Origin of the sequence: Nocardia sp. NPDC006982 (assembly GCF_042869435.1) — a bacterium.
Classification (GTDB): domain Bacteria; phylum Actinomycetota; class Actinomycetes; order Mycobacteriales; family Mycobacteriaceae; genus Nocardia.
In genome coordinates this window covers 21,763-34,171 of sequence record NZ_JBIAFV010000034.1, presented here as the reverse complement: position 1 = coordinate 34,171, position 12,409 = coordinate 21,763, and the positions used below count along the sequence as shown (strand labels likewise).

The window sequence follows — 12,409 nt, the reverse complement described above, 5'->3', positions numbered from 1 at the left end:
CCGATTCAACCTTAGACAAGTCGAATCATTGCAGTTCAGAGCACCTTTCGCCATTCCCGGGCCATCAGCAGCTCAACCAGCATGATTGGCCGAGGCTAGTGAGTGATGTTGTTGTGGCCGTCGGGTGGGCCGTGCTGATTCTCGGCGCATGCCGGGGGTGGTCGCCGACTGGTCGTGTCGAAGAGCTCGTCATGGGAGCAGGCAGTGACATTGAATAGTGCCGCAGCGAAGTACCGCGCCAGAGCCAAGATTGTCTCGACGGTCACAGCAGCGATCGCGGCGCTGCTGTGCTTATCCCCTGTGGGGCATGCCGATCAGCCCGCGTCCGTGTCCGGTCTTTGCGAGGCCACGTCATGGCCGGTGCTGGGTGGCGCGATGGGCGGCACGGTGTGTCGTCCGGCGCGGCCGACGAGCACGGTGGTGCTGTTGGTTTCGGGTGCGGCGACCAACGCGCGCTACTGGGATTGGCCGGTACAGTCGCAGACCTACAGCGTCCAACACGCACTGAACGCCCCGGGTTTTGCCACGCTCACCCTGGATCTGCTCGGGACCGGCGCCAGCACCCGACCGCCGAGTGCGGCGGTGACTGCCACCCTCCAAGCTCAGGGTCTGCATGAGATCGTTACAGCGCTGCGGTCCGGAATCGCCGGATACGAGTTTCAGACGATCATTGTTGGCGGGGTGTCGCTGGGAGCTGGTGTGGCCGCGATAGAGGCCAGCGCGTTCCATGACGTTGATGGTGTTGTGCTGCAAGGGTTTTCACACTCGGTGTCGCCCATCGACACGTTGGAGGCGGTGGCCAGCTTCGTCCCTGCCGCCACCGATCCACGATTCGTCGACCGTGGCCTCGACCCGGGGTACTTGACCACTCGCCAGGGCACTCGGGCAGCCAGTTTCGTGGGCCCGGGTACTGATCCTGTCGTGCTTTCTGTTGACGATACCGAGGTCGCCGACACGTTCAGTCCAGCGGCGATATTGGACGGGCTTGCCAGCACGATCCTGCCCCTGACCAGTGCCATCGACGTGCCGGTTCTGGTCGTCAATGGCGAGTTGGACTCGTTGTGTGCGCGGTCGGTGTGCGCGTCGAGTGTGAGCCTGGCCGAGGCGGAGCGACCCTATTTCGCGCCAGCGGCCCGGCTGAAGACGTTGGTGGTTCCAGGGGCCGGTCATGCGGTGACCGTCGCGCCGAACGCGAAGTTGTTTCAGGACTGTTTGGTGGCATGGGCAGGGTCGGTTGCGGCCGGCGCGGCCGGAGATCGGCCGGCGGCCTGTGCATGAGGAGCCCTCGACCGAAATGGACTTCCTCGCGTGGTGTTTGCCCACCTATGCCACATCCCGTGCGCAGCATTGACAGCCGGGTCGGTCCTCGGGGCCGGATTCACGCTCGCCCGCGTAGCTCACAGCACTGCATTGCCCTCGCGACCAGTAAGGCACGTCGTACATGAGCGCACCCTTCGCAACGAGTACAACGAACGCCCGCGGTTCCGAACTGATCCGTCAGCGTCTGCTGGCAACCGCGACCGATGTGTTTCTCACCGATTCCTATGCCGCGGCGTCGCTTCAGCGGATCGCTGAACGCGCTGGACTCACCCACGGTGCGATCATGGGGTACTTCGCGACCAAACCTGCCCTCGCCGACGCCGTTCTGGAGCAGCTGTTTCGCCGCGCTTATGCCCATGTGTGTCGCTACCAGGTCCGCGATCACAGTCAACTCGTCGCCACCATCTCCACATGGGTGCTGTTCGCAGCCGCACACTCTGGATGGGTGCGGCTCGAACTCGATCTCGGCGCCGCCGCACCGGAGGACATATCTCGTGACCGGCTGCGTGAAACCCGGTGTAAGGCAACGAAGTTCATAGCCAATGCTATGGGCAAGGCGGGAGTGGATCCGGCTGTGGCGCCCGAGGTGGGCGCTTCGATGTTGCTGACGAGCGTCGTCGGACACGCCGCTACCGATAGCAGCGCCTCTTGTGTTGAAACGGCGTCGCTGCGTGCCTTGGTCGAACATGTGCTCGCCGAACGCGCCGCGTGAGGTCTCCCACTGTGAGCGCACACCGCGGGATCGATCGTGGGCGAATCACGAGCCAGGGCGTGCTCAGCGATCTCCAGATCCAGCTGATCAAGGTCCTCACTGCCGCCATTCCGCGACGGTTCACCGCGACTGCCGGGCGCGGGTGGGGTGTCTCGGTGTTTTACGGCGTGCTGGTCGACGCCACGACAGATTGAGCGCGTTCGCCGCTATGCGGCGCAGCTCGACAACCAACCCGTACATTGGATGGCAGATGGAGACGAAATCTTGAGTAGCGCAACGAATCTCGCGAATCCGCGGAAGCCGTTCGGTGATCCTGGCCGGTCCACCGGCGCTGCCATGCCGACAGTGGTCGCTCTAGCCGTCACGGGGTCGGGTGTCGGGCTGGTGTATGCGACTTTTTCTGTGCAGGAACCTCGAGATCTCGGGGCGGATCAACGAGGGTTCACATTCGGCTACGAAGTCCTCAACAACGCAACTTCGCAGACGAGCCTCACTGTCGAGCTCGACGGCCGGATTGCCGAGTGCAACCGCCATGCCGAGGTGATCACTGGCCACGATCTGGCAGGTGCCCTCAAGCCGCTGAGTTCGGCGGTCGAAGGCCAGGTCGAGTTGGTGAGCTTGGACAACTATGCGTTGTTGTGGGCGCACCGTCGGGAGCAGCGCACGAAGGACGGCATCTCCGCGCGGGTGGTGGACACGGCGGCCGATCTGGATATCTCGGTGCCGGATCTGCGCACTACCTGCGCGGCAGCGAAGCTGTCGAGCTGGTATCTGGCACCGAATCGCGACAGCTGGCGCGGGCCGGTCACCGCAGCCTTGGCGTCGGCGATGCTCACGGCCCGGTCGATGGGTTGGTGTTCCTGGCAAAGCCTCGACCTGGATCCGTTGGTTACTGAGTCGGAACGCGAGCAGCGGTAGGCGCAGGATTCACGCCCTTTCGGCTCTGGACTCCGAGCACCGCACTGCCCTCTCATAGCCTGCAAAGTTGTCCGGCACAGATGGGCGCTCCCTGCGCAACCAGCATCGCACGCGCACGCAATAGCGAACTGACCCGTCAGCGCCTGCTGGACGCGGATGCCGAGAAGACTTCCCTTGCACTGAAACAGAAAGGCGTCGCATGACCTACCGTCCGCGGCCGGAGTTCATATTTGTCAGCGATGCAGGGATGCGGATGCCTCGAGTTGCCGAGTTGATCGCAGAGCTGACCAGCCAGTACGGCGCTGAGTACGTCCTGATGTTCTCTCACGCGGTCGACTCAGCCAGCCGCAACGACCAAACCAGTTACAAGACCGGCTTGAACACGGCAATCAGCTTGCTGGCCGATGGGGGCTGTGACGCGGAGACGGCCACGGACGTTGTGTTCGACCAACTGGGGCTGTTCCTGGCCGCTTTCCGCGCCGACCTCAAACCCGTCGAGCGGCACGAGGCCGCGCCAGATTTTCCATCACGGGAGGGCTCGTGATCCGGCCCGCACATCCGATCTGCTGTGCCTCGGATGGCGGTCGTATGCGCTCACTCGGCCTCGTGACAGTCTAGGGCAGTTTGGCGATACTCGTTCAAGAGAACGTTGGTGGGCCTGCAGCCAGAACGGAGTCGAGGTAGTCCTCGGTGTCGTGGGTGTCCCATGGCTCGCTCAGTACTGGATCGGGTAGTTCGGCAACTGGGGTGGTGTCGAATCGGGCGGCTAGCCAGCAGGTCCAGATCTTGCGCTCGTGCTGATGACGCGCGATTCGCTCGGAGCGCGCGTGATCGAGTGCGTGGGCGTGCGCGATGTCGTCCAGGCTGGTCGGGCCGGGGCCGATGGTGTTGCGGGAGTGGGTGATGAGTCCAGCGATGGCGAGCGTAGCGATGGTGTTGTAGCCGGTGCTGCGGCTGATGCGGGCGGCGGCCAGCACATCGGTGGGCTTGGTGATGCCTTGATGCACGATCACCTCATACAGGCGCCGGTGGTGGATCCCGAGGATGCTCCATGCCGGGTGCACAGGTTCGACCCGCGCAAGTGTGGTTTGGGTGTGGCTCGGTTGTGGGCGGCGGCCGTCAACCCGTGCCGTGACCAGGGCATAGCGGTCGGCGAGCAGGCCCGCACCGCGGCGTACGCGGAGCAGGGGAGCGCCGGGAAGGTCACGGATATCGCGGAGGACCTGCCATACCGTGGTTTCGGGTATGGATCCGGCCATGAGCGAGAGTGATCGACCGCCGAGCTCGACAACCGGTACGCCAGCGACGATCTCGCCACCGACAACGGACGCGTATGCGAGGGCTTGCAGGACGGCCAGGACGTTGGCTCGCCGAGAGGAACCAGGCCACTGCGTGTCGACCCATGCGATTGCGGTTGCGAGCCACCGGGTTTGGGTCTTTGGTCGAACGCGATGGTTCCCCCACCACCCCCCTGTGTGCTCTGAACTCTTGTGCGCGGCTGACAGGAATTCGGGGGCGTTCGCCGATGCCCAGCGGCAGGCACTGTCCCAGTCACGGCGTAATGCTGTACCGGCACCGCGCCCGTAGCGGGCGTAGGCCCCGGCCAAGCCGATCCATGTGCCGCCTGCAGCGGGAAACTGTGCCTGGACATCGGTCAACGACATCCCTTGCAGTACTGCTGCGGTGAGCACGGATTGGCGCGCCGCAGAGCGGTCGAGACGACCGTTTCGCGTGCGCCAGCGCCGATCCGGGGGCGCGACGCCGCGCACGGCGAACGCGGTCACCGTCGCTGGCATCACGGTGCGACGCCGGTATTCGGTGCGCAGTCGCGCATCATCGCCGGTGCCTTCCCACAGTCGGGCGCTCTCGCTCGCGCGCGAGCCAGACACGCTTGGCGCGCTCGTCTGCACCGCGCGCGATGTGCATGTTGCGCGCGCACCAGTGAAAGCTTGTGCGCTACCGACTTTCGGTGTGATGCGTGCTCCGCCGAGAAGTTCGACCAGACGGCCGACGAAGCCCGGCTCGGAGCGCACAACGAGGGCATTGGTGGCGTCATCGAGAGCGCCGTCGAGCTGCCGGAACCCGCCCTCTTTGCATCGTGATCCGGGTGGGGTGAGTGCTCCGGTGAGGTCATTGCACATCGGGGTGATGTCGAGCGTTACCAGACGCTCGGCCAACAGACGCACGATCGGCTCTACCTCGGCCTTGGTCAGGACGGTGCCGATCGGCAGCGGGACGATAACGTGGCGGCCGCCGCTGGTGGAGCGGTCGCTGATCGCGCGCCCGCCGCATTCACCGATCCAGGCCAGGCATTGGCGCACATCCCGCTCTACCGCGTCGCGGCCGTGGTGTCGAGCGTCGAAATCCAGCCCCAGGAGCCGAGTTCGCCGATGCTGATACAGCGGCAAGGCCACCGGCTGTCCAGGCAGGCGTTTGGTCAGCGCGCGGGACCGGTCGCTGTAGCGACCATGGACGGGCTCCCACGGTCGCATCGACCGCCTCGCGGCCAGCAGCGGTGCCAGCTGCGCGAAGGCGGCACGCGCGACTGCCTCCGTCGACGGGAAAACATCAGTGGGAAAGGATGATTCGGGTAGCGGGGATAGCCGGTCGGTGAGCACGCCAAAACTGCTGCGGTCTCCAACCGAGCTTGATGGCGTGCGCACGCATGAGCTACCCTTAGACCTGCTTAGCACTAGCAGCCTTCGGGTTGTCCGGCCCTCAGTTGCAGCTGGGGGCCGTTTTGTTTTGTTTTGCCTTGTGCCTCAATGTGTTCGAGCAGTGAGGGAATACCCCGGGCTCTTCGATCCTTGAGTTGGTACCTCCTCTCAGTTGACGGCGCGGAATTGGACGATGTTGGCGGCCCTTCATGTTCGGTCGTCCGAAGAGGTTGGCCACACTGGTGCGAAAGTCTGATGGACTAGCCATGGTTCAGGCGGTTCGTGTGGTGGCAGTGCCCTCCAGGACGGGGATTTCCAGCCCCATCGATTTCGCGCAGAGGATGTGGCGGTCGATCGTGGATCGGTAGATCGATGCGGCAGTGACGCGTCTCATCTCGATCGCAATCGCATTGGCGTTCCAGCCTGCTTGTGCCAGCCGGAGTACGCGACGAAATGACCTTCGGAAACCCTCGCACTCTGCTGCTCGATCATCTTTATCGCGATGAGCTCACGGGCAAAACCCTTTGTCGGACAGCCAATTGCGGCGAATCTGTGACCGTGAGAAGGCGACAGATCATCGTCGGTGCGGACCAGCTCCACAAACGTATCCTCAGCACATCGGGGACAAATCGCGGACGCGAGAGATGCAACACGCCATCCATGTGAACTGCATGGAGGTACGTCGAATCAGCACATGCGACACACAGCTACCGCAGATGAATCGCAGAATCCCCATCCGCGTCCAACGCTAGGCATCGAAGCTGCACATTCGCGCTGAGTGCCCAGCCGGACCAGGCCGAGCTGCCCTGATTATGCGCCAACGACCCCGCAATTGCAAAGCGAATCGCTCCGTGTAGCGCGAAAGTCGAACGAAGCCAGCTCGATTCGCCTCGAATACCGTCATCACCCGCAGTCGGATAACGTGGCCTGGCTAAGACCGGGCCTGGCGAGATCAATAGCACCACATGCGCAACGTTTGATCCACCCGCGTGCTGCCTTGACGCACAATCAGTCACGGTCCCCATGGCCACGCGATACCCCGAGGGCAGGACCGGCGCAACACGCAAGCAAGCCCGCCCCTGGCGAGGTGCCGAGCTCCGAAGCCCCCGGCGTGGATGACCGGGGGTATCGGCTTGCGGGATCGTCCACTATCCCAAGCAAGGAATTGCCGGGGACTACTCGTGTCTGTAGCAGCGCGTCGGGCGGAAGGGGGTGCCGCATCAGCGCGATCCGGCGAAATCAACTGTGCGCAATGGCCAGAGCGTCCAACAGGTTCCTGTTCAGTTGTCCTGGGGCGACCGGCCGGGCACAGTCAAGCCGCCTCGGAGACGAGTTCGGCGGTGGTGTCCGCCTTGCGGGAGGGAGCCAGTTCGACAAGGGATGGGTCGCCGATCATGGTGGCGTATTCGCTGGAAGCGAACGCATGGAGACCGACAATGGAGGCAATCATCAGTGGCGAGATGCCATAGAAGATCAGCGTCTAGATGTCGCTCACGCCAATGTGTGGGCCCACGTTGAGGGCGTGTGACAATGCTCATGTCGGGAAGGCTTCTTCCTGGCGGCCCCTCGGCGGGCGGCTAGTGTGCTGCGCCTGAAATGTCGTCTGTAAGTTATTGTTTCGTTTTGGTGGATGTGGGGTTGATCTTGGCGAGGTAGTCGGCGAGGGATTGGAGGATCTCGTCGGCTGTTTTCGTCCAGGTGAACAGTCGTGGGTTGTCGTTCCAGGTGTCGATCCAGGCTCGGATGTCGTCTTCAAGGGCGCGCACGGAAGTGTGCACGCCGCGGCGGACGAGTTTGTCGGTGAGTAGCCCGAACCAGCGTTCGACCTGGTTCATCCAGCTCGACCCGGTGGGGGTGAAGTGGATGTGGAAGCGGGGGTGGCGGGCCAGCCAGGTCTTGATCTCGGCGGTGTTGTGGGTGGGGTAGTTGTCGCAGACCAGGTGCACGTCGAGGTCGCGGGGCACGGCTTTGTCGATAGTGACCAGGAATTTTTTGAATTCGGTGGCACGGTGGCGGCGGTGCAGTTCGCCGATGACGGTGCCGTCGGCGATGTTGAACGCCGCGAACAGGCTGGTGATGCCGTGGCGCAGGTAGTCGTGGGTGCGGCGTTCGGGGGTGCCCACGGTCATCGGCAGCACCGGTTGCGAGCGGTCCAGGGCCTGGATCTGGCTTTTCTCGTCGACGCAGAGCACGATCGCCTTCTCGGGCGGATTGTGGTACAGGCCAACGACATCGACAACTTTCTCCACGAACAGTGGGTCGGTGGACAGCTTGAACGAATCTTGCAGGTGCGGTTTGAGATCGAACTTGCGCCAGATCCGGCCGATGGTCGATTTCGACAGCCCACTGCGTTTGGCCATGGTGGCCCGTGACCAGTGAGTGTCGTTGCCGGGCAACGTTTCCAGCGTCGCGACGAGGACGTCTTCGACCTGGTCGAGCAGGATCGAGGGCGGCCGCCCCGGCCGCGGCTCGTCACCCAGACCGTCGAGCCGGTCCGCGACGAAGCGGCCCCGCCACCGGATCAAACTCGACTCATCCACACCGAGGTCGGCGGCGACCTGTTTGTTCGTCACACCCTCGGCGCAAGCCAGCACGATCTTCGCTCGCATGGCCAGATACTGGGCCGTCTTGGCCCGGCGCGCCCACGAAACTAGTTGCGCGCGTTCGGTATCGCTCAACACCAGCTCGGCCTTCGGCCGACCGTCACGGCCACGATCATGCAACCCGGCCAACCGCTCGGCGGCGAACTTCCGCCGCCATTTCGCCACCGTCCCCACAGCCAGACCCAAATCCCGCGCAGCGCCGGCATTCGAAAGACCCTCAGCACACGCCAGCACGATTCGCGCCCGCTCAGCCTCACGCCGATCCGGCGACACCGACCTGCGCACCAACTCGGCACGCTCGACATCCGACAGCACAATCTCGACAGCAGAAGGCCCACGATGCGACACAGCAAAATAGGTTACATACTTACTTGCCTAATTTCAGGCGCAGCACACTAGCGCCTCACAGCGCAAAGGCAAACCGTGCCAGACCTCCCATGAGCGGGAAGGTTGCGAATCGCCATTCATCATGTTAAATGTTTGGCCCGCTTTAATATCGGAAGGAGGTGCGTCATGACCCGCGACGATCTGGGCTGGCAGTGATTCCAAGAGTCGACACAGGCCGGCCTGCAACTTTCGGCGGAGCCGGCCCTAGTTGCTAAACATATCGCGGAGATATGGATGAATCGGCCTACAACAGATGCAGAACAGCCAGCGGGCTATCGGGATCTGTTCGTTCTAGTGGAGTATCTTGCGGTCTTCACCGCAAGCGCGCTCTCCTGGGTCGGGGACTACCTGTGCAAGGCCGCAGTGGCGTGGCTGGTCTTGAACCGCACCGGGTCTGTGCTGGCCTCAGCGGCGGCCTTCGCTATAGGGTACCTTCCGTGGCTCATTGCGGGGCCTTTACTCGCGGCAACAGCCGAACGGTATCCCTCGCGCTCGGTGATGATCTCGTGCGATCTGGCCAGAGCGGCGCTCATCGGGCTGATAGCGATTCCGAGCATGCCGGTGGCGGTCTTGCTGGCGCTGCTGTTCGCCAGTGGATTGCTCGCTCCGCCGTTCGAGGCGGCCCGTTCCGCCCAACTCCCGCACATCCTGACTGGCGACCGGTACCCGCTCGGCATCGCTTTCAACAACACCGCCTTTCAACTGGCGCAGATCTTCGGATACGCCGCCGGAGGAATGACCGCCAGTTATAGCCCCCATATCGCGCTGCTGCTGAACGCTGGCACCTTCGTCGGCTCGGCGTTGCTGCTGCGCCGTTACGTCAAACTCCGACCAGCGACGCTCGCGGCCGCCCATCGCAGCGGTCTGTGGCGGGAGACTCGACAGGGGATCGCCGTCGTTTTCGGCGATCCGGTGATGCGGGCCATTGCCTTCATCATCTTCGCAACGGTTACCTTCGTGATCGTTCCGGAAGGTCTCGCGGCGGCGTGGGCAGCCGCGATCGACAGCGGGGGCGCGGCTCAGGGGCTCATCATGGCTGCGAACCCGCTCGGCGTCGTCATCGGCGGCCTGACTCTGCCTCGGCTGCTCCAGCCGCAGACCAGGACCCGGCTAATCCGCCCACTGGCGGTCGCGGGCCCCCTCACTCTAGTCCCGGCGCTGCTCGACCCGCCGCTCGCGGGCGTTCTGCTCCTGGTCACCGCCTCCGGCGCGGTCATGTCGCTGCTGCTGCCCGCCGCTCAGGCACTGTTCAATAGCGTGCTTCCGCACGAATATCGGGCCCGGGCTTTCGGCGTCATGAACAGCGGCATCCAGATCGCCCAGGGCACAGCGATCCTGGCCACTGGCGCTGTCAGCGACCAGTTCCCCACCTCGATCGTCATCGGGGCATGGTGCGGCGCCGGGGTTGTCCTGATGCTCCTCGTCACGCTGCGGCCGCTCAAACACCCCGAACTATCGGCTCTTCAACCCGATTCAGTAGAGAAACAATAATGAAGGACGCTCCGGCCGTCCGCGCCTTCGACGACTTACAGGAGATGAGCCCGGCGACACGGCAACCTAAGCCAGGCCGAGCTCCGCAAGCTGCATTGTCGACACCTCTTGGGGTTCCGGTAGTAACCGTACGGAAAACAACGACAATGGCTTGACCAGCGGCGATGCCGGAAGCGACGGGTGCTATGCCCATGGTGTGATGCCGCTGATAATGCGGTGGATAGTGGACCGACCGACTCTGTACTCCTTGGCGAGGTCGGCCAGGCTCGCGTCGTCGGCGGGGTCGTGGTAGCGGCGGTGGATCGTTTTACGTGCTGCCAGAGGCAGTCGGCGTATCTCGGTGTCGTAGAGCCTGTTGCAGAATCGGTTTCGGAGTCAAAAGTGGCCTACGGGGTCCACACGCGTGTAGGTGCGGGGCGACGCGGTGTGGTCGGGGCGTCCCGGTGGCTCAGGCCGTGGCGGTTGCTCGGTAGATTTTCATCAGGTTGAACGCGGTGGCTGCCAGGTGCAGTTCGCTGGTGGCGTTGTCCATGCCTCGGCCGGAGAACCGGTTGATGATCTTCTTCAGGTTGCCGATGCCCGGCTCGACGGTGGCGCCGCGTCGTTGACAGAGCTTTCGGCCTTCGGGAGTGTGGAGTCGGTGCCGGTTGTGTTCGCGGCGTGGCGGCCCGAAACACCCCACCTACCAGGCCCTGGAGGAGTTGGGGCGGGCGGTGAGAACGATTTTCGCCTGCGATTATCTGGCGTCGGAAGAACTCAGGAGAGAGATCAACAGCGGGTTGCAGGTGGTGGAGAACTGGAACTCCGCCAACACGGTCGTGTTCTACGGCAAGGATTCCCAGCTCACCGGCGCCGACCGCGAGCACGCCGAGGTGTCGATGCTCGCTTTACATCTACTGCAACCGGCGATGGTGCACATCAATACCCTTCTGCTGCAAGCCGTCCTGGAGGACCCGGAGTTCCACGATCTGGTCGGCGACAACGAACGCCGGGCACTGAGCCCGTTGTTCTGGTCGAACATCAACCCCTACGGCCGCTTCCGCCTCGACATGACCACCCGCCTGGACCTCACCCGGGAATGGGCCGCAGGTTGAGACCCTGCGTGCCGCGGCGTCGCTCGTGGTGGGCGTCCTCGTCGTAGGCAGCTCCGGGCTGTGATCGGTAGGCAGATCGTCAGACGAAGTCTATGTCGATGTTGATGGCCGGCTTCGGTGGTGGGTCCTGGGCGAACGAATACGGGATTCCCCTCGAATCGAGGGTGTCGAAGAGTTCCGGCGGATACTGCGACCTGTCCGAAAAGAAGGTGACGCGATCAATGGAATCGGTCCGTAGAGGCGATAACTCTGTTCCCGATGGTGTGGAGGTCACTCGATGAATCTGAGCTTCGATGTATGGTTCCACACTTTCGGGGTTCTCGTATGTGAACGGATCTTCGTTACGCTGGAACAGATTTGAGGTCGGGTTCGTAAGCGGATCGGCAAGCGACATGCCCGCCTTCATCTCGTCATTGTGCGTTGCGACGGTTAAAGAGTCGTTGAGCGTAACCGTTGTCCGCTCGGCAACCTGCGGCTTGAAAACCACTGCGGCCGCGCCATAGCCAGACAAACGACCACCGTAGAGATCTCGGCCCAGCGGATCGCGTGTGACATACCCATATATCGGCCGACCTTCCGGCACCAGGTCGGCACCGTACCCGAAGAGCGCCTTGTGCGAAGGAACGTATTCCTCCAACTGATGGTCGAAGATACTGGTTTTACCCGTGTCGAAGAACGATTTGATTTCCCCGCTATCGAGCACCTTCTGAAGCGTCGAGCCGGTGACCCTGGTACACACGTAGCTGTCACGGACAAGGCCCGCCGCATGATCGCCGGCCTGGGCGATGAACTCCTCTAGGGTGAGCCCACGATCTGCCGCGAAGCGCGTCCAGTGCTGCACTCGATGTGTTTCGTAGTCGGTGAGGCACTCGGACGAGGGTTTCACATGTGCCAGCGGAGGGATCGGCTCGTCGTTCCGGCCGAATTCGGCGGCGGACCCGCCGGGCGGACCGATTCCGCCGTCACCGGCGACGCTCTCGAATACGGAATTCACAGAATCAGTGCCATCCCGGTCACTATCCAGATAGCGCTGCATACCCGGTCGGAGAGTATCCGGAAACTTGCGTACGTCTTTCTCCATGGCTTCTGAACCACGGACTATTTCGCTACTCAGCCGCTCTGCTGCCTCGGCCGTCGTCTTGGCCAATGTCGGATCGATCATGCCGATAATTCCCAGTGCGATGAACCTGTCACACGCGGTCGCTTATTTCACACATCACGCGGCTG

The 12,409-nt window shown here is 63.2% G+C and carries 12 protein-coding genes; 7 read left to right on the top strand and 5 right to left on the bottom strand.

All coding sequences use genetic code 11. The features are described from left to right. Positions 1 to 204 precede the first annotated feature (204 nt). The 5 genes from ACFYOW_RS47115 to ACFYOW_RS47095 all read left to right on the top strand — a co-directional run bounded on the left by ACFYOW_RS47115 (position 205) and on the right by ACFYOW_RS47095 (position 3,494). Positions 205 to 1,278, top strand: coding sequence for an alpha/beta hydrolase (locus tag ACFYOW_RS47115; protein ID WP_387298310.1), 1,074 nt, complete (start codon positions 205 to 207; stop codon positions 1,276 to 1,278). Positions 1,279 to 1,441: 163 nt separating this feature from the next. Further along, positions 1,442 to 2,032, top strand: coding sequence for a TetR/AcrR family transcriptional regulator (locus ACFYOW_RS47110; RefSeq protein ID WP_387298308.1), 591 nt, complete (start codon positions 1,442 to 1,444; stop codon positions 2,030 to 2,032). Positions 2,033 to 2,043: 11 nt separating this feature from the next. Beyond that, positions 2,044 to 2,226 (top strand): hypothetical protein, encoded by a 183-nt coding sequence (locus ACFYOW_RS47105; protein WP_387298306.1) that lies wholly within the window; start codon positions 2,044 to 2,046, stop codon positions 2,224 to 2,226. Positions 2,227 to 2,296: 70 nt separating this feature from the next. After that, positions 2,297 to 2,950: a hypothetical protein gene (locus ACFYOW_RS47100; RefSeq protein WP_387298304.1), complete on the top strand. Its 654-nt coding sequence runs from the start codon at positions 2,297 to 2,299 to the stop codon at positions 2,948 to 2,950. A gap of 199 nt (positions 2,951 to 3,149) precedes the next feature. Next, positions 3,150 to 3,494, top strand: a complete 345-nt coding sequence (locus ACFYOW_RS47095) for a hypothetical protein (protein ID WP_387298302.1) — start codon at positions 3,150 to 3,152, stop codon at positions 3,492 to 3,494. A gap of 94 nt (positions 3,495 to 3,588) precedes the next feature. Here the strand turns inward: ACFYOW_RS47095 and ACFYOW_RS47090 are convergent, their stop codons facing one another. The 3 genes from ACFYOW_RS47090 to ACFYOW_RS47080 all read right to left on the bottom strand — a co-directional run bounded on the left by ACFYOW_RS47090 (position 3,589) and on the right by ACFYOW_RS47080 (position 8,558). After that, complete coding sequence (locus tag ACFYOW_RS47090; RefSeq protein ID WP_387298300.1) at positions 3,589 to 5,568, bottom strand: hypothetical protein; 1,980 nt, start codon at positions 5,566 to 5,568, stop codon at positions 3,589 to 3,591. A 1,351-nt stretch (positions 5,569 to 6,919) separates the two neighbouring features. Further along, positions 6,920 to 7,057: a hypothetical protein gene (locus ACFYOW_RS47085; RefSeq protein ID WP_387298298.1), complete on the bottom strand. Its 138-nt coding sequence runs from the start codon at positions 7,055 to 7,057 to the stop codon at positions 6,920 to 6,922. A gap of 160 nt (positions 7,058 to 7,217) precedes the next feature. Further along, a complete protein-coding gene (locus ACFYOW_RS47080; RefSeq protein ID WP_387298296.1) occupies positions 7,218 to 8,558 on the bottom strand; it encodes an IS630 family transposase in 1,341 nt (446 codons plus the stop codon). 273 nt (positions 8,559 to 8,831) lie between these two features. Between ACFYOW_RS47080 and ACFYOW_RS47075 the strand changes: the two genes are divergently transcribed. After that, positions 8,832 to 10,088: an MFS transporter gene (locus ACFYOW_RS47075; protein ID WP_387298294.1), complete on the top strand. Its 1,257-nt coding sequence runs from the start codon at positions 8,832 to 8,834 to the stop codon at positions 10,086 to 10,088. Positions 10,089 to 10,536: 448 nt separating this feature from the next. Here the strand turns inward: ACFYOW_RS47075 and ACFYOW_RS47070 are convergent, their stop codons facing one another. Continuing rightward, positions 10,537 to 10,770, bottom strand: coding sequence for a transposase (locus ACFYOW_RS47070; RefSeq protein ID WP_387298292.1), 234 nt, complete (start codon positions 10,768 to 10,770; stop codon positions 10,537 to 10,539). A gap of 31 nt (positions 10,771 to 10,801) precedes the next feature. Here ACFYOW_RS47070 and ACFYOW_RS47065 point away from each other — a divergent pair, with 31 nt between their 5' ends. Then, entirely contained in the window at positions 10,802 to 11,182 is a 381-nt protein-coding gene (locus tag ACFYOW_RS47065; RefSeq protein ID WP_387298290.1) for a Tn3 family transposase, read from the top strand. Positions 11,183 to 11,261: 79 nt separating this feature from the next. Here the strand turns inward: ACFYOW_RS47065 and ACFYOW_RS47060 are convergent, their stop codons facing one another. After that, a complete protein-coding gene (locus ACFYOW_RS47060) occupies positions 11,262 to 12,344 on the bottom strand; it encodes a hypothetical protein (RefSeq protein WP_387298288.1) in 1,083 nt (360 codons plus the stop codon). Between the last annotated feature and the right edge of the window lie 65 nt (positions 12,345 to 12,409).